We start from the raw sequence: 25229 nt of genomic DNA, 5'->3' as shown, positions 1-25229 counted from the left end.
AGATTAATGATTTGCCTAGAGTACGCTCAAGAGGGCGGTGCAGATCATTGCGTCATCTCCGTGGCTGCGGCCGTTCTGGTCGGTCAAGGCCACGGCTGTATCGCAGCCTGTCGACATTGCCGGGCTATAGCGGGGCCATCTGCCCTGTTACTGCGGTGGAATCATCGCTATGCTAACGCGCCCGCCCTGGCCGGCAGGATCCACGAGAATGTCGGCGTGGCGCGCCCACCCTGGTCTGGGTGGTGGGAAAACACTTCTGATGATCGTCGGGCCCGGCACGAATGCCAGTGCCGGCGGATTGACTGGAAAATAGAGCATGAGCTACCAACACATCACACTCAAAGCATTTGGCGGGCCTGAACAATTGCAGTTGGAATCCGTTGCCGACCTGCCCGAGCCCGGGCCGGGCGAGATCAGGGTCAGGGTATTGACTGCCGGCACGGGTTTTACCGACACCATTATTCGCCAGGGCCAGTATGTTGGGGTAAAGGAAAAGCCCCCGTTTATACCCGGCTACGACTGGTTCGGGGTGGTCGATAAACTGGGCGAGGGCGTCGAGGGCCTGAGTGTGGGGCAGTTTGTTGCGGATATGCCGGTTATCGGGGGTTACACGCAGTATCTGTGTGTGTCGGCAGAGCGCGTGGTGCCTGCGCCGGAGGGTCTCGATGCTGCCCAGGCGGTAGCCATGATTCTTTCCTACACCACGGCGTACCAGATGCTGACCCGTATCAGAACGTTGGAGCCGGGCGCAACCTGCCTGGTGCATGCCGCAGGCGGTGCGGTGGGTACGGCGCTACTCGAACTGGGCAGGGAAATGGGCCTGACCGTTTATGGCACGGCCTCGCAGGGTAAGCACGATGTGGTCAGGCAATTCGGTGCCATTCCCATTGATTATCGCAACGAGGATTTCGTTGCCCGTACGCTGGCCGAAACCGGTGGTCGCGGTGTGGACGCTGTATTCGATACCATAGGCGGTAAGAACTGGTCCCGCTCCTATCGCTGCGTCGCGCGCGGCGGCATTCTGGTAGCCTTCGGTGCGCTGCAGATAACCACCGGCGAGGAACGCGTGCCCTCATTACTATGGGGATTCTTCAAGCTCCTCGCCGCCTGGCGCATGATCCCGGACGGTCGCAGTACAGCCTTCTACAACATCCAGACCCGCCGTGAAAAGGAACCCCGGCAGTTCAAGGATGACGTGGCTGCGCTGTTTGATCTGCTCAAAGCCGGCAAACTGTCGCCTGCGCTGCAGGCCGTCGTGCCCCTGGCTGAAGTGGCCGATGTACATCGCCTGCTCGACAAAGGAGAGGTCGCGGGCAAGATTGTCTTAAACTGCGAGTAACCGCGGCGACTGGTAAGTGCAGGCGGCGTTTCGGCATACTTGAACGGCAGTCGGGAACAGGCGCGTTGCCGAAGCTCAGGGCCGTTTGTATGTCATTATGTATTTCAGGGAGAACCAATGGACAGCATGACCATCGACAGTGCCGACAGCGTGCACACCCTCACTATGGCAAACGGGGGAGCGTTCAACCCGGACTCGCTCGCCGCTTTTAATGCCGCCCTGGATACGGTCCTGTCTGATGAAGAGGCCAGCATGCTGCTCATCACCGGCGAGGATAAGAACTTCTCCCAGGGGCTTGATCTGGAGTACCTGATGGCCAACCCGGACAACGGTATGCAGTTTGTTGGCGACTGCATGCGCGTGGTGGGTCGTCTGTTGTGGTTCCCGGTACCCGTCGTCTCGGTAATCAACGGTCACGCCTTTGGCCTGGGGGCCATGATCGCCCTGGCCTCGGATTACAAGGTGATGCGTGAGGACCGCGGTTACTTCTGCCTGCCCGAGGTGGATCTTGGGATGACGTTGACCCATAGGATGAATGCCCTGGTATGCGGGAAGTTGACCGGTGCCGTGCTGCGTGACGTGTTGCAAACCGGGCGACGCGTCAGCGGGCCCGAAGCCCAGCAATGGGGCATTGTGGACCGCGCTGCGCCGTTGGATATGTTAGGTGCCCTGGCACTGGAACTGGCGCAACCTATGTGCGGTAAGCAGCGCGAGGCGCTGTCTGGTCTCAAGCGCGGCATCAACCTGGAAATTCTGTCTATCATCGAGGGTGATACACCCGATATCACCATAGCGGGGATCTGAGCATGGCGGGAACGATTGGGCCTCTGCTGCCCAGCGACGAGCAGTTTAATCACCAGGTTGTAGAGACCTTTGCCACGGTCGGCCAGAGCGATCCCGCATGGACAGAAAAAGTCTGCGGCATGGCGGCCGCGCGGGACGGCTCCCTGCAGATCGCCTTTGGCTTTGGCAAATACACCAACCGCAATGTAGTCGATGCCTACGCGGGGATTTCAAGAGGTGTGGAACAGTGGGTGGTGCGCGGCAGCCGTGCGCTCAATGCTGACCCCGAAAGCGTTGATGTGGGGCCCATTCACTATGAGGTGATTGAGCCCCTGCGACAGGTCAGGGTCAGTCTTCAGCCGAACGCTGCGCAACCCATTGCCTTCGAGCTGTTCTTCCATGCCGCCGCGGCCTGTGTGGTGGAGGAGCGCGAAGACCGTCGCGACCCGCACGGTTTTCGCAAGGCCACTGACCAGATCCGTTACCACCAGACCGGCCTTGCCAGTGGCTGGCTGGAGATTGACGGTGAGCGTGTGGACATCACTCCTGATGCCTGGGTTGCTACCCGTGACAAGTCCTGGGGGGTTCGTCCCTCGGTGGGGCTTCCCGCCGAAGATCTGGAGCCTGACTACCATCAACATATTCCCCAGGCACTGGCGATCTGGAATCCCGTGTTATTCGAGCAGGCGGACGGCAGTCGTTACGCTTTTCACCACTACTTCTTGCAGTTTTCCGGCCCGGGTTTCTCTCATCAGCGTATCCAGGGTGGATTTGAAGACGAGTCCGGGCAGACTGCCAGGTTGATAGGCATGACCCCGACGCTGCGCTTTGACTCCCCCAGTAAACGCTTACAGGGGGGTGAGTTTCTGTTGCATATGGAGGATGGCAGTGAACGCCAGCTGACCTTCGAAAAGTTGTCAGAGACAGGGTTTTACCTGGGCGCGGGTCACTATCACGGTGGAGATGGTCATTACCATGGCAGTTGGCGCGGAACGCTGCACGTGGACGGCGATTATGTCAGTAACGCCGCCGAGCTGGATGTGATCCAGCGTTACCACCAATTCAGGGACTGCATGATACGGGTAGAGGACGGATATACGGGGGCGGTGGGGTATGGCAATTGCCAGACGCATGTCCACGGAGCCTGGCCTGAATTCGGTCTTGGCGGTGATGAACCCATGCTCTAGTGACCGCAATCAGTGACACTGCATAGACGTTTAATTACGCAACAGGAATGAACCAATGGTAGATATAGTCTCGCGCCCGGATGAGGTCACGCCCGAATGGATGACCCGGGCACTCAAGGACTCAGGGTATCTGGGCGATGGCGCAGTCAGCGGTTTTGAGCACAGCATCATCGGCACCGGCAAGATGGGCGACAACGCCCGCTTCGTTTTGCAGTACGAGGGGGAGCGGGGCAGTGCCCCCGCGTCATTGATTATCAAGTTTCCGGCGGAGGACGAAACCGCGCGGATGATGGCGGGCGCCCAGGGCGCCTACTACACCGAAGTCATGTTCTACCGCCACCTCGCCGCGCGCACTGCCATGCGCACGCCGGCTATTTATGCTAATGAGATCAGCGACGACCGCCAGCTGTTTACCACCGCAATGGAAGACATGGCACCGGCAGAACCCGGCAGTCAGTTGGTGGGTGAATCCCTGGCACATACGCGCGTGGCCATGGCTGAGGCAGCCAAACTTGCGGCGGCTTTCTATGGCGATGATACCCTGAAGGAGCGGGACCACATCATGTTTCATGCCCGCGACGGTGGCGAGTTTGGGCAGGCGCTGCTGCAGCAATACTGGCCGGGGTTCCTGGAACGCTTCGGGCATGGCATCGGCAGTGAATGCGTGGCCTTCGGGGCGCGTTATGTTGAGCACCACAGTATATTCGCCACCCGCAGCGCAGCACCCAAAACCCTGGCCCATGGTGACTTTCGCAGCGAGAACATTCTGTTTGATGGAGGCACGGCCTGTACCGTTGACTGGCAGACCACCAGCTATGCCAGTCCATTGACCGACCTCGCTTACTTCATGGGGGGCAGCGTGGACATTGACGATCGCCGCAACTGGGAGCAGGACCTGGTGCGGGAGTACAGTGAGTTGCTTGCCAGTCACGATGTGGCTCTCGGCTTTGACGACTGCTGGCAGCAGTACCGTGAGCAGGCGATGCACGGCCTGATGATCACCATACTGGGCGCCAGTTTCTCCGCGCCGGCAGAGCGCAGTGATGCGATGTTCCTGACGATGATACAGCGCCACCTGCAACATTGCGTCGACGTGGACGCCGGCGTGTTTCTAAGTCCGGCCTGAGCCCACTTTGCCGATAAGGATCAGGCAAACTTTCCGTTGCGATAGATCACTACCGCCCTGGTGGGGGCGGTCAGCTTACTCCTCCAGAACCAACGTCTCGCCGATCTGGGCGGCCTGTATCTCATCCTCGCAGAAGGGGAAGCGCACCCAGCGCTTGTCGGCGTAAAGCCTGGTCTGATCGGCGTAATAATCTGAATCCGGCTGCACACTCTGGGAGTGGGTGAGAATGGTGTCGGCGATGGGGCACTCGCTCTCATCCCAGGTCACTACCTGTATATAGGAATTGCCGGCGCGCGGGTTCTTGTAGCCGCCTTCCTGCAGGCTGGCACTGATGGCACCAAACACGCCCATGGTGCCGGCGCCGCCGTGTATGGGCACGCGTTCGTTGTTGCGCTCAAGAAATTGCACTTCGCCCCAGGGCGCACCCAGCGCCACGCCGGCATCGGTCAGGCGCTGGTTGGCCTGCAGTAGTTTTTCTATCACCAGGTCACGGTTGGCCTGTACCGTCAGGTCTATGCCCGCCGGTGTGCCAATCGGATTGGCGGGGTCAAAATCCACCGCCCAGAATTCATCGCTGACCACCACGTTCTGGTAGGGGCTGCCATAGGTGTCGCGTATGCCCGCCCAGAACTCGGTGAACACCTGCGCGCCGCGGCTGTCCACGTTTACTCTGCGGTCCCAGTTGGAGAGCACCTCGCAAGTGTCTGCCAGCGCCGGGGCATTGGCCGGGTCCGCCTCGGGATTGTTGAGGTACTCATCGCAGATCTGCAGCACATCGTCCAGCACCAGTTCCGCGCCGTGCACCCGGTTGCTGTACATCAGGGTCTTGAGCGTTTCCTGGTCGAATAGCGGCGTTTCGCTGAGTTCGTCGCCGCCCGCCAGTCTGTCCGCGATCATGCTGTGGGTGATGCGTGTACGCAGGAACTGCTGATTGCCCTCGTGGCCCATCCAGCCGAAGACCACGGGAAAGCCTTCCAGCGGCCGCGTTACATCGGTCAGCCAGTAGCTGTTGTTGCTGTTGCCGGCAGTGCCGGTGCCGAGTATCTGCGGGTGGGAGGACAGTCCAAACAGGTTGCTGCCTTCCGGGCTGTCCGCGTCCTCGCCCCATTCGCAGGCAGAGCGGCTGCCGTCCAGGCCGATAAAGGCGTTGGTGGTGGCACCGGCGACCAGTGCGCCAATGCCGGTCAGGCACTGGTCCAGTTTGGCCTGGTCGACATGGGGTACGGCGCTGATCTGGCCATAGAACATGCCACCGTTGCGGTCTGCCGCGAACTCGTGGAACACCGGGTTGCCGATGTGGCGCAGCGCTTGCCGGTACTCTTCCATGTTGGTTGCCTGGGCCTTCTCCACCCACTGGCGCAGGGAACGCAGACCCGTATCCAGGTTGGCGTCGCGCATGGTCATCAGGGTGCCGGCAAAAGTCGGCCAGCCGCCGATAGCCGGGTTGACGCCGCCCAGGTCCAATACGAGGCCGTACTGGGTGCTGTAAAAAGTGTGCTCCTGCGTCTCTACAGTGCCGTCCTCAAGTAACTGTTGTGCGGACACCGTGGTCGTCACAATGTCCCGCCATTCGCCGTCGTACTCATATTGCATGGGATCGTCGGGATTCAGCGGCACCTCATACAGTGTAAATCGAGTGGCGTAGTCAACGGTATGCGTCCAGGCCACGTCGCGGGTGAAGCCGATGGCAATCCAGGGCAAACCCTGCAGGGAAGCGCCTGCGGCATCGTATTCACCCGGTATGGTCAGATGTGCTTCATACCAGCGACCACTGCCGTTCCAGGGTTGGTGAGGGTTGCCCAGTAACAGGCCGCCGCCGTTCTGCGTGGCGTCGCTGCCCAGGGCGATGGCATTACTGCCCACCTCGGAGGGGCGAATCTCGCGCCCCATGGCGGCCAGGTCGCGCTTGAGACCCGGCCTGACCTCCATGGAGTCAATATTTGCCATTTGCAGGGCGTCCGGGCCTTTAACAGCGAGGATAGCGCCACGGACTATGCCCTGGTCTGTGCTGGCCTGCAGGGCAATCTTGCGCAGGTACATCATCAGGTCGATGCGGTCAGGGGAGAATACCCAGGGCTCGCCGCGGCAGCCATTCTCACCTTCCGGCAGGTTATCCACGCCGGTTTCATTGAGGTAGCGGGCCATGCCTGCGGCATAGCCAGTGATCAGCTCTTGATCGCGCTGGGGCAGTTTGTTGAAGAAGTCCGCGGTGAACTCTTCTTTGGTACCGTTGATATAGCGCGATAGAAAGTCGCGGTCTATGTCCTCGCCGGTGAATTCAGCCCAGCGACCACTGGCCAGCGCCACCTCGCGCATGGTGACGCAGAAATTGTCCTGCGAGTAAGCGTAGCCATAGCCATAGCCCAGGCTGGCCCAGTCGTCAGCCTTGATATGGGGGATGCCATACTCGGTGCGACGGATCTGCGCAGACAGGGTGGGTTCTACGGGTGGCTCAACAGGCGGTTCTACCGGTGCGCCTGGGCTCCTGTCTGATGAGTCGCTACAGGCGGTGATAGCCAGGCCGAGAATGGCGGCGACGGTAATACGGTGGAGAGTGCGCATCGAGGGGGCGTCCTTGTCATTATCGTTATCGTTTTCCTCAACGGGTAATATGCCGTGCACCCGCCGCAAAATCCAGCCGCATGGTGCCAGCGACGTGGTGATCAGATTATATGCACTGAGCGTATCAACTGTATCCAGCGCGCTGGAGCGCGGGCCGCGCGAGTTGATTGGTGAGCGGGAAGTCATGGTAAGCGGGCAGGCGTCCCTCAATCATTGCGACCCGCTGCGGACCCAATATTTGCGCTGCGTAACGAGATTAAGCTACCAGCGGCCTTTAACTGAGGCCGGGAGAAATGTAGATGATGAATGCAGTCCCCTTGCCGGGGAGCGTCCTGGTCACCGGCGGCACCGGCTTTATCGGTGGCCACCTGATTGCCGCCCTGAGCGCACGCGGGGTTGCCGTCACGGTCCTGAGTCGTTCACCGCGAGAGCAACACGCGGGCGTGACCTATATCCAGTCGCTGGATGATTTCCAGGCGCCTGAGGGGCGGTCAGCCGTGGTTAACCTGGCCGGAGAGCCACTCAACAGCGGACGCTGGAACGCATCTCGCAAGGCTCTTTTTCGCGATAGTAGAGTGAATATGACGCGCGACGTGGTGGCCTGGTGCAATGCCCAGCGCTATACACCGGAAACCCTCGTCAGCGGCTCGGCAATAGGCTGGTACGGGCACCGCGGAGATGAGATTCTCACCGAGGTGTCCGCAGGCGCGTCCGGGTACAGTCATCAGCTATGCTCCGACTGGGAGGACGCGGCCCGGGCGGGTCTGGCAGACAACACGCGCCTCTGCCTTTTACGCACAGGCGTCGTGCTGGGTGCTGACGGCGGACCACTGCCCGAGATGCTGGGCCCGGCCAAAGCAGGGCTGGGTGGCCCGCTGGGCGGTGGGGCGCAGTGGTGGTCATGGATTCATGTGACTGACCTGGTCTCCATGATGCTGTGGCTGCTGGAGAACCCCTCCTGTAGCGGTGTGTTCAACGGCACGGCGCCGAACCCACTGCGTCAGGGTGAGTTTGCCAGAGTGTTGGGCAAGGTGCTGCAGCGGCCGGCTTTTATACCCCTGCCAGCGCCGGTTGCGAGATTGATGCTCGGGGAGTTCGCTGAAGAAATCCTGCTCAAGGGGCAACGCGTTGAACCTGCACGTGTGCTGGCCCACGGCTTTCAGTTCGAGTTTCCGTCACTTGCGCCGGCATTGACTGACCTGCTGGGATGATCCGGCACCGTTTCTTGCGCGTAACTAACTCTGATTTTGCATGACAAATATCTGCCGGCGCGGGCTGGCCTACATACGAAGAATTCACGGAGAGTACCCTTTATGAAGACAGCACTGATGGAGTCCATTGCCGCCCCCGTCCAGGCCTTGTCCGAGGACGCCCGCAGGGTGCGTGATGCACTGGTTGAGCACGGCCTGGAAACGCCGATGCTGCACAACGGCCTTACTCGCGACCAGAAGGTAGAGCGTATCCGCGATGCGTTTGTGGATATTGCCCAGGCACTTGAGCTGGACCTGACCGACGATAGCCTCTGCGATACACCCAAGCGCATCGCCAGGATGTACGTTGACGAAATCTTCAGCGGGCTCGACTACAGCCGCTTCCCGAAGGCGACTGCTATCGAAAACAAGATGGGCGTGGACGAGATGGTGCGCGTGGACGACATTACCCTGGTGAGTACCTGTGAGCATCACTTCATCACGATTGATGGCAGCGCACGCGTTGCCTACGTGCCCAAGGGCAGAGTGATCGGGCTTTCCAAGATCAACCGCATTGTGCGTTTTTTCGCCCAGCGCCCGCAGGTGCAGGAGCGATTGACGCGCCAGATCATGGTTGCTTTGCAGACTTTGCTGGGAACGGAAGACGTCGCCGTGGTCATCGACGCCGCGCACTACTGCGTGAAAGCACGCGGGGTGATGGACGCCACTTCCTCGACCCGTACCTCGGCCCTGGGCGGTCAGTTCCGTCACGACGAGCGTTGTCGTGCAGAGTTTCTCACGTCCTGACCGGCGGCGCGGTATGGAGGCATATGCAAGATGATAGAACGCAACCTGGGCAATGCAGAGCGAGTGTTCCGCCTGATGCTGGGCATCGCCCTGGCATTATTGACGGTCACTCGCGAGCACATCAACGGCATTGAGTGGTTTGTGGCTATATGTTCGCTGTTCCTTATTCTCAACGGAATCTTTTCCCGTTGTTACCTCTGGTACATTCTGGACCTGGATTCCAGGGGCGAAAAAGACCCGGCCTGCGCCCTGGAGTCCGCTGAGTCCTGATCAAAGCGGCGGGCAATGTCAGCGCCGCTTGTGCTGACTATCTGTTGCTTCCCCATCAGGGTTAGAATAGCTGTTTGCTCTTCAGGCAGGCAGAGACCCTATTCACCATGGCGCAGTTTCCCCAGAGTTATACTTTAGTCATATCTTCTCCCGATCAGGTGGGCCTGGTAGCAGCGGTGTCATCATTTGTCGCCGCGCATGGTGGCTCGTTGCTGGAATCGAATAACCATACTGATTTGTCAGAGCGCTGGTTTTTCATGCGTAACGTGATTGATGTCAGGAATCTTGATATCGACCTGGACGGCTTTGCCGACGAGTTTGGCAGGCTGGCCCAGGGCTTCGATATGAAGTGGTATCTACGCGACAACCAGTGCAAGCGAAGAGTTGTTGTCTTTGCCAGTCACGCATCGCACTGCATTGCAGATATTTTGCACCGTTGGCACAGCGGCGATCTCGACTGCGACATCCCCTGCGTTATTTCCAACCATGAGAACCTGCGCAGCATGGTGGAATGGCATGGCATCCCGTTTCATTACGTGCCAGTAGCAAAGGATGACAAGGACGCTGCGTTTGCCGAGATGGAAGACATCGTCGGTCGTCACCGCGGGGAGACAATTGTTCTGGCCCGCTACATGCAGATCATTCCCCCACGGCTGTGCGCGCAGTACGCGGGCCAGCTGATTAACATACACCACAGCTTTCTGCCCTCGTTTATCGGCGCCAACCCTTATCAGAAAGCGCATGATCGAGGAGTCAAGCTGATTGGCGCGACCTGTCACTATGTCACCGAGGATCTCGACGAGGGGCCGATTATTGAACAGGATGTGGTGCGCGTAAGTCATGCCAGCAGCAAGGATGACCTGGTGCGCCTGGGCCGCGATGTGGAGCGGTCCGTGCTGTCCCGGGGGTTGCGCTATCACCTGGAAGACAGGGTGATTGTGCGTGGGAATAAAACCGTGGTCTTCAATCCCTAGTCTGGCCGCAAACGTTGTCGCCAACGCAAAGCTATTTCGAAGAAAGAACGAAGCACGAATAGAGAACGAAGCACGAACAAAGAAGAGGGCCTGAGCGATGAACCAACCCGTCAGCCCCGATGGGGTCTTCCCCTCGGTGTGCCCACTGGACTGCGCCGATACCTGCAGCCTCTCGGTTACCCGCAGGGACGGTAAAGTGGTCGCTGTGCGTGGTAGCAGCGCCAATCCGTTCACCCGCGGGAAGATTTGCGCCAAGGTCGCACAGGCCATGCCGCGGCAGGTTCACGGCCACGGTCGTCTGCGCCAGCCCATGGTGCTCGACGGTCCACCCGGCAGCGGTGCCTACCGGCCGGTGACCTGGGATGAGGCGCTGGATATTGTCTATCAGCAGTTTCGGGAAATCATTGATGCTTACGGTGCCCAGGCGATTGCGCCGCTGACGTACGGCGGCCCCATGGGGCTACTCGCCGGGCGGTCCATGGACAGGCGCTTCTTTAATCGACTGGGTGCCAGTCAGGTGGACTCCTCACCGCTGTGCGCGGGTGTCTCCAGCGCGGCCTGGGACAGCGTATTCGGAGATGTGGGCGGAACGCCTTACGCGGAAATTGGCGAGGCGGCCCTGATCGTCATCTGGGGCAACAACATCACCGCCTGCAACCTGCATCTGACCACGCTGATTCGCGACGCACGCAAGCGCGGTGCCAAAGTGGTGGTGGTTGATCCTCGGCGCACGCGCATAGCCGATGACGCCGACCTGCACCTGCCATTGCTGCCGGGTACAGATGTGGTGCTGGCTTACGCCGTGGCGACGCTGATAGCGGAGCAGGGTGGTCTGGACCATGCGTTTATTGACGAGCACGTGCACGGTGCGGAGGCATTTCTTGCCGAGGCGGCCTACTACACGCCCGAACGGGCAGCGCAGCTCTGCGGGCTGAGTACAGCGTCCATTGCACAGTTTGCCCGCTGGTGGTGTGATATCGCGCCCGCGATCATTTCCGTGGGCGTGGGCCCTGAGCGCAATCGAAACGGCGGATCAGGCCTGCGGGCGATGATGGCCCTGCCTGCTCTTACCGGCAACCTTGGCAGCAGTGGTGCCGGCATTTGTGATGTGTCCGGGTTCTTCCCCGTCGCCGATGAGGCCCTGGCGTGCCCGCAATTGCGCTGTGGTGACAGCCGTGAATTTAACGTACTGGACCTTCCGCGACACATCCTGGACCCCGGTTCCGAACTGCCGATCAAGGGTTTATTCATATACAACCACAATCCTGTCGCGGTGCACCCGCGTGCTGCCGAGATGCGTCAGGCCCTGCTCAGCGAAGACGTGTTCGTGGTGGGCTCGGATATCTCCATGACCGACTCCATGGCCTGCTGTGATTTGATTTTACCGGCGGCCAGCCACCTGGAGTACGGTGACCTGTACAAAGCATACGGGCATCACTACCTGCAGCGCACCGCAGCGGTGATTGCGCCCGTTGGTGAAGCGGTCTCCAACATGGAATTGTTTCGCCGCCTGGCAGTGCGTTTCGGTTTTGCTGACCCCGCCCTGCGGGATACCGATGAGCAACTGATGGACCAGGCTCTCTTCACTGACGGCGAGGTGCTCGGCGGGCGCCGACCCAGTCAACTGGACGCCGGAGAGGTTGTGGACATGAGCGCGCAACAGGGCGCGGTCATGTTTCGCGATGCACTGCCCGCGACTCCCAGCGGTAAGGTCGAGTTATTCAGCGCGACCCTGGAGGCACAGTGCGGTCAGGGGCTGCCAGCCTTTCGCCCGCTGCAACAACCGCGAGCATTTATCCTGATAAGCGCCGCATCCGAAAAACGCATCAATTCAACCTTTGGTGGTATCGACGGTCAGCGGGACGACCTGGTCTGTGAAATGCACCCCCGGGATGCCGCCGAGCGGTCACTGAATGAGGGTGAGTCGGTGCGCCTGTACAATGACCAGGGCCATGTTGAGTTGCCGCTGAAGTTCAGCGAACGGCAACGCCCCGGTACAGTCTTTGTGCCCAAGGGCGCCTGGCTCAGGGAGAGTGCCAGCGGGCAGACTGTCAACGCGCTGATTCCCGGCCACAAGGCAGATATCGCAGGCGGTGCCTGCTACTACGATTGTACGGTGGATATTGAACCCTGCGCCTGAGGCGCAACTCCCACCAGCGATTTATAAGCCCTGGATGATCAGGATCATGTCCGCGAGAGATCAGCGGCGTTGCTTATTGCGGCGCCCAGCGGGCGTTGCTACGGTGAAGGTAAATCATCAGGCGGAGAACCCTATGGCAACTATTACCTTTCTCGGTGCTGCCCAGGAAGTCACTGGATCGTGTCACCTGTTGGAGTCGCCTGCGATCGGCAGGGTGCTGCTGGATTGCGGTATGCACCAGGGCGGCGATGCAGTGGAGCGTATTCAGGACGAGACCTTCGCATTCGATCCGGTCAGCATTGACGCGGTGTTGTTATCGCACGCGCACCTTGACCACTGCGGAATGCTGCCGAAGCTGTATCATGAGGGCTTCAGGGGGGACATCGTTTGCACCCGGGCTACCGCCGAACTGTTGGATGTCATGCTGCACGATTCCGTAGGGCTTTACCTTCGTGATCTGGAGCGCACCAATATACGCAACGCGCGCCGTGGGCGACCCGAGATCGAAGCCGTGTTCGACATGGATGATGTAGAAGGTGTGCTCGGGCTGTGCCGGGGGCATGCCTTCGGGGAGCGTGTGGACCTTGGGCCGGCGGGGGTGGTGGTTTTCCATGACGCCGGACATATTCTCGGCTCCTCTATCGTTGAAGTTATCGTCAACGAGCAGTCACAGCAGAAGACACTGGTATTTTCTGGTGACCTGGGCAAGCGTGACTCAGTGCTGATGAATGAACCGACGTTGCTGAAGAAGGCTGACGTAGTGCTGATGGAAAGCACCTACGGCGACCGTGAGCACCGGGATGAAGAAAGCTCCCTGCATCAGCTGCGGGATATTCTCAGTGAGACCTGGCGCCGCGGTGGCAGCGTGATGATTCCCGCCTTCGCGGTAGGGCGCACGCAGGACGTCCTCTTCCATCTCGGTTGCCTGCATCAACAGGGCGAACTGGACAACTGGCAGGTGTTTCTGGACAGCCCCATGGCCATCGCGGTGACCCGGGTATATGACCGCTGGCTGGAGCTGCTTGATAGCGACGAAGTTCGCCAGCTGAGCGAGGCCCATAGAAGTTCCCTGGAAACGTTTTTACCGACGCTGAACCTGGCCATTAGCACTGAAGAGTCCATGGCGATTAACCGCATCAAGGGTGGGGCGATCATCATTGCCGGCAGTGGCATGTGCACAGGCGGCCGTATTCGCCATCACTTCAAGCAGCGTATCTGGGATGATCGCAACACTATTGTTTTTACCGGTTACCAGGCCCAGGGCACGCTGGGGCGGATTCTGGTCGATGGCGCGAAGCGAGTGAAGCTTTTTGACGAAGACTACGTTATCAAATGCCAGATTGAGACCCTCAGTGGCCTGTCTGCTCACGCCGGCCAGGGAGGGTTACTGAGCTGGATGGCCAGCTTCCAACCGCAGCCTCGTGCCGTGCTGGTGCACGGTGAACCGCGGGCCCAGGATGTGTTGCGAGAAAAGCTCTGGGAGGAGCAGGGCCTCGCGGTCGAGGTTCCTGCCCGCGGCCAGAGTATCGTTTACTGAGGTGAACGATTGCCCATCAGGGCTATTGCATTGATGGCGGTAAGCAGCAAGCCATTTTGAATCGCATTTGCGTACTGACATCCCGGCTTTAAGTGAACAGGCTGACCGCAAGGTGACAGGTCTGAGCCGTTGAGACGATCCGGAATGCATTGAAATGCGTAGTGTATAAGTGCAGACTGCTCATGGCTTTGACACTAATAAGAACGCAACAGGATGGCCGACCCCGGCGCCAGGAAAAGACTATGAAGAAGAACCACGCCCTCAACTCTCATCGCCCTCTGCATGGCAGGGGACTGTTTGTCGCCAGCTTGCTCAGCCTTGGCCTGCTGGCCGGGTGTTCTGACAGCAGCGACCGCCCCAGGCAGCCGCCAGAGCCGGAGCCATTGCCGTTCCAGGAACTCTTTGACCAGGGTATCAATCGCTACATTGGTGAATACACGCCTATGTTGTCAGAAGAAAACCCCGACAACAGCAGTATTCTCGATCACACTTTCGGTGCGGGCGATGGGCCGCTCTGCCTGGACGGCTCCGAGTACGTCATGTCCACGCTGGACGCGGGATCCGAAGACCTGCTTATCTTCCTGGAGGGCGGCGGTGCGTGCTGGTCTGAGCTGTGCGCCGCGACACCCAATGCGGATCCGGGCATCCCCCAGAGCGGCATACTGGACCCGGATCGCCAGGACAACCCGGTAAAAGATTATAACGTTGCCTACTTCAATTACTGCGACGGCGGTATCTTTGGTAGTGACATTGATTACGACACGGATGGTGATGGCCAGGCAGACCGCTTCCAGCGCGGTTTGCACAACCTGTCGGCGGGCCTGGATGTGACTCTGACCAACTTTCCCAACCCCCGTCGCATTGTTTTGATGGGTTCCAGTGCCGGTGGCCTGGGTACTACCCAGGCGCTGCCCCTGGTGCGCTTTCAGTATCCCGGCGTACGCATTGACGTGGTAAACGATGCCGGCGTCGGTGTAGCGCGCCCTGATCAGCCAGAGTATCTGGAGCTGTTGTTCGATGACTGGAACTCGCGCGCCTTCATCCCCGAGAGTTGCCCGGAATGTATTGCTGAAGACGGCCACCTCAGCGACTATCATGTCTGGCAGATGGACCAGGATCCGGACGTCCGCCGCGGCATGCTCAGCCACAGTGATGATCCTACCTTTGCGCTGGCGTTCCTGATGATCGGCTTCGACGCGTGGAAAGAGGCGCTATACCCTGAGATGCAGCAGCTGGAAGACGCTCACCCCGAGCGCAGCAAGTACTGGATTCCTGTTGGCGTGGGCCACACCTTCCTGCAGGCTGAGCCGGATCGCACCGCGGGCGGTGTACCACTGATGGAGTGGATTTCGTTAATGCTGGACGATTCGCCGGACTGGCAGTCAGAACAGGACTGATTGCGGTAACAGGCTTATAAAAGGTTCATCGCACATTAGCGGGAAATGAGGCATTCAAACGATGAGGCATTCAAACAAAGCGGACACCACGAATGGGGTAAGCCTTCCTCGGTTGAAAACAAACGTCCACGCCCTTGGAAGGCTTGCCCCATTCGTGGTGGCCGCTCAGCTGGAAAGTGTCTATCAACTAAGCAACCCCGCTAATCTGCGAAGAGCCTTATAAAAAGGGGCCCTCTCTTTCAGGGGCCCCTTTTTTGTTGGCGCCAGAACTCAAAGCGCAAGGCTTGCCAGTATGACTGTCTCAGGCGGCGGCCGGCGCTGACTGTGTGCCGCGAATCAGGGTACCAGGCACCGCGCCGGTGTAGCGTCCGTTCTCCATGATCACCTCACCGCTGACGATAGTGGCAATGTAGCCTTTCGCCCCCTGGAACATTCGCCTTCCATCGGCGGGCAGGTCGAAGATGATTTCCGGTGCCTCCAGCTGCAATGCCTCGAAGTCGATAATATTGAGATCCGCCTTCATCCCGACTTCCAGCGTGCCGCGGTCTTCCAGGCCAACGCAGCGAGCAGTATCGAGGGTTTGCATCTTCACGGTTTCTTCCAGTCCGAAGCGAGGACCACGCTGGCGGTCACGCACGTAGTAAGAGAGCATTTGCGTGGGTACGCTGGCATCGCAGAGGACGCCGCAGTGGGCGCCGGTATCAGCCAGTGATATAACAGTGTTTTCATCCTCCAGCAGTTCCACCTGGCGACTGAGGTTGCCGGCACCATAGCCAAAACAGGGGAAGTAGATGACGTTCTTGCCATCGCGCTCCATCATCAGGTCGTAGCAAAGTTCCTGTGGTGACACCCCTGCCGCGGCCGCCCTGGCGGCGATGCTGTCTTCCGGAGCGGGCTCATAGTTTGGCGGGCTACCCAGTTCATAGAGCTTGTCATAGCCACCGATAATGGTATCCATGAATTCATCACCCATCAGCGGCAGCTCTTCAGCGATGATCGCTGCGCGCACCTCGGGCTTGCGCAGTTCTGCCAGCCGCTCTGCGTACGGCATTATCGACAGGGCTGCGTAGTTGCTGTGAAAGCTGAACGGGTTGATGGTGCCGTCCCAGGACAGCAGCAGGTTAACGGGCCTGGCGCCTACATGCGGGATCAGTTTTGCACCCTCCCTGGCGGCCTCGCGTACGTATGCCAGCTGCGCCTGCACGCGCGGCCAGTCAGATTCCTCGCGGAAAAACAGCACAAAATTGATCTGGCAGTCGTTGGCAATGGAGAGGCGCTTCATCCAGTCCATTTCCTCTTCCCAGTTGTTCCAGTCCGAGACCACGCCGTAGATGGCTTTACCATCCATTTCGCCGATTACCTTACCGATGCCCAGCAATTCGTCCTCGTCTGCATAAGTGCCGGGCATGGCCTGGTCTTCCCGCGTGGTATGCAGCTCTGTGCGAGAGGTAGTGAAACCCAGCGCGCCGGCCTGAATACCCTCGCGCACGATGTCCGCCATTTTGCTGATGTCATCTGCGCTGGCTTTTTCGTTGTTGGTGCCGCGGTCGCCCATCACGTAAGTGCGCACCGCGCAGTGTGGCACCTGGGCGCCCACGTCGATGGCCCGGGGGAATTTCTCCACGGCATCGAGGTACTCGGGGAACGATTCCCAGTCCCAGCTGACCCCCTCATGGAGTGCGGAACCGGGGATGTCCTCTACGTCTTCCATCACCGAGATCAGCCGGTCATGGGCCGCGTCGCTGGGTTCACAGGGCGCAAAGCCCACGCCGCAATTTCCCATGATGAGTGTGGTGATGCCGTGGTTTGCGGCCGGGCTGCAGGTGGGGTCCCAGGTGCATTGGCCGTCCATGTGTGAATGAACGTCTACCCAGCCAGGGGTCAGCAGATTCCCGCCGGCATCAATCTCTCTTCCAGCTTCACCGCTGACGGTGCCCACGGCGGCAATCTTGCCATCCGTTACGGCGAGATCGCCTTGAAAAGCAGGGCGACCGGTACCGTCTACAATTTGCGCATTACGAATAAGCAGGTCGTACATAGGGGCATTTCCTGTGCTGGAATCCGGTAGATACCATACGCCGGGCCCACATTAAATTCACTAGCATACGATAAGCGCCCGGAAGCCGATGCGAGTGGATTCTCGGTTGGTGCAATCTGTTGGACCGGATCGCGGGGGCCTCGCCTTTATACTGAGTCGCTTAATCGTGAATGGAGAAGACAACAATGCAGCGTCTTGCAGGTAAGGTGGCAATCGTAACCGGCGGAGCCCGGGGAATGGGCGAGGCAACCGTACGCCTGTTTGTGGAGCACGGCGCCAGGGTGGTGATAGGCGATATTCTTGTGGAGCAAGGCCAGGCATTGGCCGACGAACTGGGTGAGGCAGCGGTGTTCTGTAACCTCGATGTCACGGTCCAGGAAGACTGGGACGCCGCGGTCGCCGCGGCCGAGGCGCTGGGGCCGCTGAATGTACTGGTAAACAACGCCGGAATCCTGCACATGGCGTCAATTCTGGACACCACGCCTGAGGATTACTTGCGGGTAGTCAAGGTCAACCAGCTCAGTGCCTTCATGGGGATTCGCACTGTCATCAACCCGATGAAGGCGGCGGGGAGTGGCTCTATCATCAACGTGTCATCAATTGACGGCTTGCATTCCTCCGCCGGGCTCAGTGCCTATTCGTCAACCAAGTGGGCCCTGCGTGGTCTCACCCGCTCTGCCGCCATTGAGCTGGGGCAGTACGGGATCCGTGTCAACAGCGTGCATCCCGGTGGCATATTTACCGAAATGGGTGGTAAAGGCGTGTTGTCTGAAGAGGACATGAACAAGTCTGTATACAAGAACTTCCCGATACCGCGTGTCGGGCAGCCGGAAGAGGTAGCCAATGTGACCTTGTTTCTGGCCACCGACGAGGCCAGCTACAGCACCGGTACCGAGTTTGTCGCCGACGGCGGTTGGTTCGCGGGCATGCGTAACCCGGGCATGCCCTGCTCCTGAACGTGTCCTGCTAGAGCTGGTATACCAGCCGCAGGCCTATTGAACGGGGCGAGTTGGTGTCGACAGCGCGCGGCAGCTCCTGCTGCGGCGCGGTCCGTGGATCGCGGGCCGTTTGTTCGTCACTGAGGTTGTCTGCATAGGCGGTTATCCGCCATAAACCGTAGCTGGCGCTCAGGCTGCCATCCCACTGCCTCGCGGATCGCAGGCACAGATTTTCCTGCACGCAGTATGCGTCCCGGTACAGGTACTCCAGCACTGCCTCCATGCGTACCCATCCCCAGCGCCACCGCACTGCAGTGAACACGGCCAGCTGGTTGCGAGGTGCCGGCAGGGCGCCATTATTCTGGGCCCAGCTGCCACCCAGTTCCAGATGCGGACTCCATGCCCAGCGTGCCTCTGCTTCCACTCCGCTGGCGTGACCGCGTCCGCTCTCCAGGTCGTCAAGATCGTAGTAGTAGACTGCCGTCGCCGTTTGCAGCCGATTGTTCAGGTACTGGCCTTTATGCCCCAGTTCAAGTGCGGCCAGCGTGTCCGGTTTATCAGCGGGCTCCTGCGCGGTCTCTGCGTCCACGCTGCCGTGACCACTGTTGGCTGTTGCATAAAGTAGCTGCCCACGCCATTCGTAATCAAGCCCAAGGTGCCAGTCCCAGTAGCCATCGCGCCGGGTTTGCCTGGCCTTACTCTCCTCGTCGGTATAGCGCAGGCCGCCGCGTAGCTGCATCGCCGCGCTCAGGGACCAGTGCAGGCGGGTCCACGCCGACAGCGCGGTCGTCTCAGATACATGCGCCAGGGAGGGCTTATCATCGCGCCGGTGCCAGGAGAGGCCGTTATCAAAGTTGAATCGACCCGCGAAGTCCGAATACCAACTCAACTCGTGCGCAGCGAACTCACTCTCCCGGTTCCGGTCACGTCGGGTCGAGGAGGCCAGATACTTCAGGCGTTGTTCGCCCAGTGCAATCTCGTTGAGTAGATAGGCGCTCTCCAGGTCACTGTCGCCGCTGTCGCTGCGCATAACCTGCAATGTGGAGTACCAGAGGTTGGTCCAGTGATAGGTGAAAGTGCCACGCAGGTATTGGTTGTCCCGCTCTCCTGTGGTGCCCGCCCCCTGTCCCCCCCATGGCGACTGCTCCAGGGTAGAACCCGCGACGGACATGGAGAACTGGTCGGTGATGGGGCCACGAATCAGGCCCTGCAGGGCGCGGTAGTCGTCGCTGCCCAATTCGGCCACCACCTTGCTCTGCCATGTTGCCGTTGGCGCTGCTGAGTAAAGGTTGATTGCCCCGCCGACCGCATTGTAGCCATTGTGCGCTCCGCTGGGGCCGCGAATAACTTCCACGCGTTCGAGGTCAAAAAAGTTAGCGACATCGGTCTGTGCGGATCCGCCCAGGTAGACACCGTCACTGAACAGCGCAACAGCCGGAGCGACCCCGGACAGGGGAAATGCACTCCCTATACCACGCAGCTGCAGGCTGCTGTCATGGCCGTAGGCAATGAGCGCGGGGCTGCGCAGTGCCAATTCTGGGATCGTGTTGACACCGAAAAGGTCCAGCTCGATCGCATTGAACACCGTCGCGGCGACCGGTGCCTGTAACAGGGGTATGGGGGATGGACTGGCATCAATCACGTGTTCTTCCAGCCCTTGTGCCACGCCGGCCGGCAGCGCCATGGATAAGCCAAACAGCGATATCATCGTGTGTCGACGCGGTGTCATGCCGGGCGGTATTTTTCCAGCGCGGGAGCGAGTTCATCGAAACCCTTGTACTGGTAGAGCGCGGTGGGCGTACTTTCTATCGCGGTAAACAAGGTTGGCAGCGCACCTTCGATATCCGCCAGCAACTCCAGTCGATGAAGGTATACGCGAATGGTAAAGGCGATGGCGCCGGTCGCCGGCAGGCGCAGCAATGACTGGCGCTCACAGCGATAAAACAAGGGAGTCTCGCGCTCCACCCGTGGTTGCTGGTGCGGCAGCTGGTTCAGCGCATCACCAGCTTGCAGCGCCCAGTTGAATCGCACCACTGGATGACTGGGCCGCAAGTGCGCAAAAAAACGATCGATCTTGTCGCTCAACGCCGGGTGAAAGTCGGGTATGGGGTCGTGAATCTCGCGCAGGGGACGACCAAATTTCTCGGCCAGGTTCCAGTGGCTGGGGCTGCACAGGCTTGCTGCAGTCAGCGTGTACTGGTCATCAACGCTTTCCATGATGACCAGGTCGTCGGCGACCCAAAGAGAGGCATTCCACAGGGGTTCTGCTGCGTCCAGGTCAGCTGTGAAGTTGCCTGGCAGGCAGTGCAGCTGCCCGTTTGCCAGTTGGTAGTTACCGCTTTGTTCCTTGAGCAGGTGATTCTGCAGCAGTTGCGCCAACTCGTGCTGTGCCGGCAGGGATGCCGGCGACGCCCGGTACACTGCCTCTGCGTTTAGTCTGCGCTGTTGCAGCTTGTGCTGATAATAACGATGGATTTCGCTATCGGTCTCTATCCATGCGCCAGGCTCCATGGGAGAAAGCCCCATCAGCAGAACCTCGGGGTTGTCCATATGCGGCAGGTAGCGGGGGCGGTTATTGTCATAGAGCATGGGAACGTATTATAGGCCCGGCGGAGTTGGCGGGGCCATGTGATTGTATGTTTGTCGCCGCGGCACAATGTTCAGCCGGGTCAAGCATGCAGACCCCCGGTCACAATCAGGCCGGGCGGGCTGGCGGCGAGCCGCCGGCTTATCTACGATATAAGGCATTCTAAAATAACAGGGGGCTATCATGCTTTCCAGATTCGACGATTACCCGATACACCAGACCGCCGAGCCGGTCATGCAAACCGCTTCCAGTGACCGCTTTCACTACGACCGCTATTGGTATAACGCGCACGCGCGTGATGGCAGCTTCTACTTTGGTGTGGGTTTGTGTCGCTATCCCAATCTCGGCATTCTCGACGGCAGCCTCAGTCTGGCGATCGGTGGCAGGCAGTATGCCTTTCACGGCTCGTGCCGCGCCCCCCAGGAACCGACGGACCTGACTATCGGCCCGATGGCGCTGCAGATTCTCGAGCCCATGGGTCGTCATCGCCTGGTGATCGCAGAGAACGAAACCGGTATTTCCTGCGACCTGGTGTTCACTCCGCGTACCGCTTGTATTGAAGAGGGTCGCCAGACCTTACGCAACGAACGCCACGTGGTCATGGACGCCACGCGCCTCGATCAGTTCGGTTTCTGGTCTGGCTGGATTCGTTATGATGGCCAGGAGCTGAAAGTAGACGGTGCCAGCACCTTCGGTATCAAGGATCGCTCATGGGGCATCCGTCCCGTGGGTGATGCCTATACCGGCGGTGCGCCCTTGTCAGAATTTCAGGCAGTGCATTTCAACTGGATGCCTATCCATTGGGAAGACGAGTGCAGCCTTGCCGGCTGGTTTGAGGATGCGGAAGGTCACCAGTGGCATACCGACCAGGGCTTCCTGCCCGTTTACGCCAATATGGAAGACATTCCCGGTACCGTGGATCCGGCCGCGCGCACCTGGCAGGGCAAAGTAGAACACAAGGTGACCAACGTTGCAGGTACGCGGCGAGCCAGCTCGGCGGTGGTTACCATGCACGACAGGTCAGGCGAGAGTATGGAAGTGACGCTGGAGCCGCTTCTGGTGCACCGCATGAAAGGTTTGGGATATCAGCACCCGGAGTGGGGTCACGGTAAATGGCACGGGGAACTGGTGATAGGCGGAGAAAGCTGGACGGACAGCGAGCTCGATCCCCTGGCACTGGAAAACCTGCACGTACAGCAGATTGTGATCGCCCGCTGCGGCGACAAGGTGGGTCACGGCGTACTGGAGCAGTTGCACATTGGGCCATCCCGAAGTTATGGATTCGCTGACTGGTTTGACGGGGCGGTCGAATCCTGACGCCATGCCGTACCGGGGAAGGCGATGGGTCAGCCTTCCCCCATGTATTTATCCGAGTCGAAGGTTTTCACCGCTTCCGGATTGAGCACCACGATGACGCTCAGCACCATGCCGTTGATAAAGCCCTCGGGGAACATCACCAGGGTGATCATCGGCCAGTTCTCCAGCGCCGCCATGACACGCCTGTGATCCCCGCTCAGCTCCAGTAACAACAGGCTTCCGGCGGCAAGGCCCAGTGCAGACAGGGCTCCGCCGCCAAATCCCGCGCCCAGCAGGTAGATGAACAGGTTGCTCTGCGGACGCCGGCGCAGCCAGACCACCAGCAGCCTGGACAATAGCGCAGGCACCAGCACTGTGACCAACCACGCGGGTGCCGCTGCAGTCAACGGCTGGCTGATCAGCAGGGCATAGGCACAACTGGCCAGGGCGCCCACCAGTAGTGTGAACCTGAGGCCCACCAGCAGGGTTACCGTGGTCACGCCCATGAAGTGGAGCCACAGACCGTCGAAGATGCGCACCGAAATCAGCCACAGCAGAACCAGAAACAGCAGGCTGGCAAACAGCAGATGCTGCCGCAGTGGCACTTCCCACATTGCCCGCCAATCCGCAAAGCGCAGGCAGGGCAGCAGTGCCAGCGCGGCCACGGCAATACTCCACCAGACCAGGGGCTGTGCGATCAAGGCTGAATCGATAAACATTCGGCTAGCCCGCGGTTAGTCCCGCACTTTGCCGCGCAGGTTCTTTATTTGGCCGCGACGCGTCTTGCTGTCCATGCGTTTTTTCTGGGAGTTGCGGCTGGGTTTGGTCGGTCGTCGAGCCTTCTGTGTTGCCGCCGCGCTGGTGATGATGGCGCGCAGCCTGTCGAGTGCGTCGTCGCGGTTTTTCTCCTGGCTGCGAAAACGCTGGGCCTTGATGACGAGCACGCCGTCGCTGCTGATGCGTGAGTCCTTCAGTTTGAGCAGGCGTTCCTTGTAAAACATGGGCAGCGAAGAGGCGCCGATGTCAAAACGCAGGTGAATGGCAGAGGAGACCTTGTTGACGTTTTGTCCGCCGGCACCCTGGGCGCGAATAGCCTGGATGTCGATTTCATCAAGCGACAGGGCAACGTTAGAAGAGATTTGCAGTACTTTCATGACTAAGCGGGCGGGGGTACCGCGGGTTTGTGTGCAGTTGAAAACAACCGCGCACTCCTGCTGATCGAGCGACAGCCGTTGTCGGCATGTGCCATATGATAGCAACGAAATGGTGCGCTGGCTGCACCTGCCTGGGCAAACAACGATTGACGGTGAGGTCAGGCAGTTCAGGAATCTGCGCTGACCGGGTAAAACCCCACGTCGGCGTTGCGCCCCTGATCCGCGCGCGTACGCCTGTGGCATACTGATCACCTGATAATAAGTAAAACAGTATGGTGATCTTTTGCGTTTTCTGCTCCTGGGCCTGCTTTGCCTGTCCCTGTCTGCTGTGGCGATGGAGAGGCCCAACATTATTATCATCGTGGCCGACGACCTGGGCTGGTCCGACGTTGGTTTTCATGGTGGCGATATCGATACGCCTTCACTGGACCGCTTGGCGGCGGAGGGTATGGAGCTGTCACGGTTCTACACCACGCCCATCTGTTCACCTACCCGCGCCGCATTGATGACCGGGCGCGATCCCATGCGCCTGGGTGTCTCCTATGCGGTTATCTGGCCGTGGACCAACGCCGGGATCCACCCCGAAGAGCACTTCATGCCGCAGAGTTTCCAGGCGGCTGGCTACCAGACGGCCATGGTCGGTAAGTGGCATCTGGGTCATGCGCTGCAGGCCTACCACCCCAATGCACGTGGATTTGATCATTTCTACGGGCACCTGCACACTGAGGTTGGCTATTTCCCGCCCTTTGCCAACCAGGACGGCAAGGACTTCCAGGAAAACGGCGTGTCCATAGAGCGTGACGGTTACGAGTCATATCTTCTGGCAGACGAGGTGTCGCGCTACATACGCGAGCGGGAACGGGATAAGCCTTTCTTTATTTACATGCCGTTTATCGCACCCCATACGCCTCTGGATGCACCTGATGACCTGGTACAGAAATATGCTGAAATGGACGACCGTCGCCAGCCCGCGCGCAGCAAGCACACCGATGAATCGCGGATGCTCGCCCGGCTGTCTGGCATTCCAGGTGCACGGCCCATGTATGCCGCGGTGGTGGAGGGCATGGACCGCGCTATCGGGCGGGTGCTGGCCACGCTAGATGACGAGGCAATAGCGGACAATACCATCGTCTTGTTTTTCAGCGACAACGGCGGCGCTGCATATGCCACCGGTGGGGCTGATAACGTTCCCCTGCGCGGTGGCAAGGGAGAAACCTGGGAGGGAGGCATTCGGGTGGTGTCGTTGTTGCGCTGGCCGCAGACCCTGCCGGCCAGGAGCAAGATGCCGCAGATCATGAGTGCCATGGATGTGTTCCCGACGCTCGCGGAGGCTGCGGGTGTCCAGCCTCGCAATGATCAATTTGAAATGGATGGCCGCAGCATGTGGCCGGCGATATCCCGGGGCCAACGGCAGCCGCGTGAAGACTTGCTGTTTTTCGCCTCGGAGACACCCATTCGTGGGTCCTTTATGTTCACCGCGTTCAACGATCATTGGAAACTGGTGCAGGAAATCGAGCAGGGCCTGCTGTCGGCGACGGTGACAAACTATCTGTTCCGGATAGATGAAGACCCTAACGAATACAACAATCTTGCCGCGGAGCACCCGGCCGTGGTGGAAAAGCTGGCAGGGGAAATCCACTACTGGCGTACTCTGCATCCGGTAGCCGGTGCACGTTCGGAACTGGTGCCGCCGCCGGGCTGGCGGGCACCGAAGGACTGGGCGACCTATCCGCGTTCTGTTGAGGAAACGCAGGATACATCTGCCACAGGAATGCCACCGGCACATGCCCTGAAGCCGCTGGACTGGCAACATGGCGAGGCCGGCCGTTTGATCTATAACTGTGAGCCATATCGATTTGCCGGCGGTGGTATCTGCCGCTAGCCGGTCGTCATTAACAGGCCCG

The 25229-nt window shown here is 59.7% G+C and carries 20 protein-coding genes; 14 read left to right on the top strand and 6 right to left on the bottom strand.

From position 1 onward, the window contains the following. Positions 1 to 316: 316 nt before the first annotated feature. The 4 genes from C0039_RS02955 (at position 317) to C0039_RS02940 (ending at position 4435) form a co-directional block, all read left to right on the top strand. Positions 317 to 1339 carry a medium chain dehydrogenase/reductase family protein gene (locus tag C0039_RS02955; protein WP_101517190.1) on the top strand — a complete coding sequence of 341 codons (1023 nt, stop codon included), beginning with the start codon at positions 317 to 319 and terminating at the stop codon, positions 1337 to 1339. 117 nt (positions 1340 to 1456) lie between these two features. Further along, on the top strand, positions 1457 to 2143 hold the full coding sequence (locus C0039_RS02950; RefSeq protein WP_243391542.1) for an enoyl-CoA hydratase/isomerase family protein: 687 nt from the start codon (positions 1457 to 1459) through the stop codon (positions 2141 to 2143). A 2-nt stretch (positions 2144 to 2145) separates the two neighbouring features. Next, the gene (locus tag C0039_RS02945) at positions 2146 to 3309 is read left to right on the top strand and encodes an Rv3169 family protein (protein ID WP_101517189.1); all 1164 of its coding nucleotides are present in this window, start codon (positions 2146 to 2148) and stop codon (positions 3307 to 3309) included. Positions 3310 to 3364: 55 nt separating this feature from the next. Next, a complete protein-coding gene (locus tag C0039_RS02940) occupies positions 3365 to 4435 on the top strand; it encodes a phosphotransferase (protein WP_101517188.1) in 1071 nt (356 codons plus the stop codon). Between the two features lie 75 nt (positions 4436 to 4510). Here the strand turns inward: C0039_RS02940 and C0039_RS02935 are convergent, their stop codons facing one another. Beyond that, complete coding sequence (locus C0039_RS02935; protein ID WP_165787016.1) at positions 4511 to 6997, bottom strand: penicillin acylase family protein; 2487 nt, start codon at positions 6995 to 6997, stop codon at positions 4511 to 4513. 299 nt (positions 6998 to 7296) lie between these two features. Here C0039_RS02935 and C0039_RS02930 point away from each other — a divergent pair, with 299 nt between their 5' ends. The 7 genes from C0039_RS02930 (at position 7297) to C0039_RS02900 (ending at position 15312) form a co-directional block, all read left to right on the top strand. Continuing rightward, complete coding sequence (locus C0039_RS02930; RefSeq protein ID WP_198171612.1) at positions 7297 to 8208, top strand: TIGR01777 family oxidoreductase; 912 nt, start codon at positions 7297 to 7299, stop codon at positions 8206 to 8208. Positions 8209 to 8310: 102 nt separating this feature from the next. Next, complete coding sequence (gene folE, locus C0039_RS02925) at positions 8311 to 8994, top strand: GTP cyclohydrolase I FolE (protein ID WP_076000605.1); 684 nt, start codon at positions 8311 to 8313, stop codon at positions 8992 to 8994. Positions 8995 to 9024: 30 nt separating this feature from the next. Beyond that, positions 9025 to 9264: a YgaP family membrane protein gene (locus C0039_RS02920; RefSeq protein ID WP_076000606.1), complete on the top strand. Its 240-nt coding sequence runs from the start codon at positions 9025 to 9027 to the stop codon at positions 9262 to 9264. Positions 9265 to 9371: 107 nt separating this feature from the next. Beyond that, positions 9372 to 10238 (top strand): formyltetrahydrofolate deformylase, encoded by an 867-nt coding sequence (gene purU / locus C0039_RS02915; RefSeq protein ID WP_101517186.1) that lies wholly within the window; start codon positions 9372 to 9374, stop codon positions 10236 to 10238. Positions 10239 to 10335: 97 nt separating this feature from the next. Continuing rightward, positions 10336 to 12378, top strand: coding sequence for a molybdopterin-containing oxidoreductase family protein (locus C0039_RS02910; protein ID WP_101517185.1), 2043 nt, complete (start codon positions 10336 to 10338; stop codon positions 12376 to 12378). Positions 12379 to 12511: 133 nt separating this feature from the next. Next, positions 12512 to 13915, top strand: coding sequence for an MBL fold metallo-hydrolase RNA specificity domain-containing protein (locus C0039_RS02905; RefSeq protein WP_101517184.1), 1404 nt, complete (start codon positions 12512 to 12514; stop codon positions 13913 to 13915). Between the two features lie 242 nt (positions 13916 to 14157). After that, complete coding sequence (locus tag C0039_RS02900) at positions 14158 to 15312, top strand: pectin acetylesterase-family hydrolase (RefSeq protein ID WP_101517183.1); 1155 nt, start codon at positions 14158 to 14160, stop codon at positions 15310 to 15312. 301 nt (positions 15313 to 15613) lie between these two features. Here C0039_RS02900 and C0039_RS02895 read toward each other — a convergent pair whose 3' ends face one another. Then, positions 15614 to 17350 carry an N-acyl-D-amino-acid deacylase family protein gene (locus tag C0039_RS02895; protein ID WP_101517182.1) on the bottom strand — a complete coding sequence of 579 codons (1737 nt, stop codon included), beginning with the start codon at positions 17348 to 17350 and terminating at the stop codon, positions 15614 to 15616. A 185-nt stretch (positions 17351 to 17535) separates the two neighbouring features. On the opposite strand from C0039_RS02895, the gene C0039_RS02890 reads away from it, so the two are divergent. Continuing rightward, on the top strand, positions 17536 to 18306 hold the full coding sequence (locus tag C0039_RS02890) for a glucose 1-dehydrogenase (RefSeq protein ID WP_076000611.1): 771 nt from the start codon (positions 17536 to 17538) through the stop codon (positions 18304 to 18306). A 10-nt stretch (positions 18307 to 18316) separates the two neighbouring features. Here the strand turns inward: C0039_RS02890 and C0039_RS02885 are convergent, their stop codons facing one another. Continuing rightward, the gene (locus tag C0039_RS02885; protein ID WP_101517181.1) at positions 18317 to 20017 is read right to left on the bottom strand and encodes a TonB-dependent receptor; all 1701 of its coding nucleotides are present in this window, start codon (positions 20015 to 20017) and stop codon (positions 18317 to 18319) included. Then, a complete protein-coding gene (locus C0039_RS02880) occupies positions 20014 to 20877 on the bottom strand; it encodes a heme-dependent oxidative N-demethylase family protein (RefSeq protein ID WP_076000613.1) in 864 nt (287 codons plus the stop codon). Before C0039_RS02880 ends, C0039_RS02885 begins: the two co-directional genes overlap by 4 nt. Positions 20878 to 21058: 181 nt before the next feature. On the opposite strand from C0039_RS02880, the gene C0039_RS02875 reads away from it, so the two are divergent. Continuing rightward, a complete protein-coding gene (locus tag C0039_RS02875) occupies positions 21059 to 22192 on the top strand; it encodes an Rv3169 family protein (RefSeq protein WP_076000614.1) in 1134 nt (377 codons plus the stop codon). 29 nt (positions 22193 to 22221) lie between these two features. On the opposite strand, the gene C0039_RS02870 is transcribed toward C0039_RS02875, so the two are convergent. Together C0039_RS02870 and arfB are read right to left on the bottom strand one after the other, a co-directional pair. After that, positions 22222 to 22890, bottom strand: a complete 669-nt coding sequence (locus tag C0039_RS02870) for an energy-coupling factor ABC transporter permease (RefSeq protein WP_101517180.1) — start codon at positions 22888 to 22890, stop codon at positions 22222 to 22224. A gap of 15 nt (positions 22891 to 22905) precedes the next feature. After that, positions 22906 to 23325 (bottom strand): alternative ribosome rescue aminoacyl-tRNA hydrolase ArfB, encoded by a 420-nt coding sequence (gene arfB / locus C0039_RS02865; RefSeq protein ID WP_076000616.1) that lies wholly within the window; start codon positions 23323 to 23325, stop codon positions 22906 to 22908. 283 nt (positions 23326 to 23608) lie between these two features. Between arfB and C0039_RS02860 the strand changes: the two genes are divergently transcribed. Beyond that, entirely contained in the window at positions 23609 to 25207 is a 1599-nt protein-coding gene (locus C0039_RS02860) for a sulfatase-like hydrolase/transferase (protein WP_243391541.1), read from the top strand. The last annotated feature ends 22 nt before the right edge of the window (positions 25208 to 25229 follow it).

This window comes from Pseudohalioglobus lutimaris (assembly GCF_002866825.1).
Lineage (GTDB): Bacteria > Pseudomonadota > Gammaproteobacteria > Pseudomonadales > Halieaceae > Halioglobus > Halioglobus lutimaris.
The sequence above is the reverse complement of the archived record's forward strand: the minus strand, read 5'-3'. Positions and strand labels throughout refer to the sequence as shown.

Excerpts from the sequence above, each read along its gene's own strand:
- C0039_RS02945 (WP_101517189.1), top strand. The coding sequence starts at position 2,146 with ATGGCGGGAACGATTGGGCCTCTGCTGCCCAGCGACGAGCAGTTTAAT.
- folE (WP_076000605.1), top strand. The coding sequence starts at position 8,311 with ATGAAGACAGCACTGATGGAGTCCATTGCCGCCCCCGTCCAGGCCTTG.
- C0039_RS02950 (WP_243391542.1), top strand. The coding sequence starts at position 1,457 with ATGGACAGCATGACCATCGACAGTGCCGACAGCGTGCACACCCTCACT.
- purU (WP_101517186.1), top strand. The coding sequence starts at position 9,372 with ATGGCGCAGTTTCCCCAGAGTTATACTTTAGTCATATCTTCTCCCGAT.
- C0039_RS02940 (WP_101517188.1), top strand. The coding sequence starts at position 3,365 with ATGGTAGATATAGTCTCGCGCCCGGATGAGGTCACGCCCGAATGGATG.
- C0039_RS02875 (WP_076000614.1), top strand. The coding sequence starts at position 21,059 with ATGCTTTCCAGATTCGACGATTACCCGATACACCAGACCGCCGAGCCG.
- C0039_RS02920 (WP_076000606.1), top strand. The coding sequence starts at position 9,025 with ATGATAGAACGCAACCTGGGCAATGCAGAGCGAGTGTTCCGCCTGATG.
- C0039_RS02895 (WP_101517182.1), bottom strand. The coding sequence starts at position 17,350 with ATGTACGACCTGCTTATTCGTAATGCGCAAATTGTAGACGGTACCGGT.
- C0039_RS02910 (WP_101517185.1), top strand. The coding sequence starts at position 10,336 with ATGAACCAACCCGTCAGCCCCGATGGGGTCTTCCCCTCGGTGTGCCCA.
- C0039_RS02890 (WP_076000611.1), top strand. The coding sequence starts at position 17,536 with ATGCAGCGTCTTGCAGGTAAGGTGGCAATCGTAACCGGCGGAGCCCGG.
- C0039_RS02900 (WP_101517183.1), top strand. The coding sequence starts at position 14,158 with ATGAAGAAGAACCACGCCCTCAACTCTCATCGCCCTCTGCATGGCAGG.
- C0039_RS02870 (WP_101517180.1), bottom strand. The coding sequence starts at position 22,890 with ATGTTTATCGATTCAGCCTTGATCGCACAGCCCCTGGTCTGGTGGAGT.
- C0039_RS02880 (WP_076000613.1), bottom strand. The coding sequence starts at position 20,877 with ATGCTCTATGACAATAACCGCCCCCGCTACCTGCCGCATATGGACAAC.
- C0039_RS02935 (WP_165787016.1), bottom strand. The coding sequence starts at position 6,997 with ATGCGCACTCTCCACCGTATTACCGTCGCCGCCATTCTCGGCCTGGCT.
- arfB (WP_076000616.1), bottom strand. The coding sequence starts at position 23,325 with ATGAAAGTACTGCAAATCTCTTCTAACGTTGCCCTGTCGCTTGATGAA.
- C0039_RS02905 (WP_101517184.1), top strand. The coding sequence starts at position 12,512 with ATGGCAACTATTACCTTTCTCGGTGCTGCCCAGGAAGTCACTGGATCG.
- C0039_RS02930 (WP_198171612.1), top strand. The coding sequence starts at position 7,297 with ATGATGAATGCAGTCCCCTTGCCGGGGAGCGTCCTGGTCACCGGCGGC.
- C0039_RS02885 (WP_101517181.1), bottom strand. The coding sequence starts at position 20,017 with ATGACACCGCGTCGACACACGATGATATCGCTGTTTGGCTTATCCATG.
- C0039_RS02955 (WP_101517190.1), top strand. The coding sequence starts at position 317 with ATGAGCTACCAACACATCACACTCAAAGCATTTGGCGGGCCTGAACAA.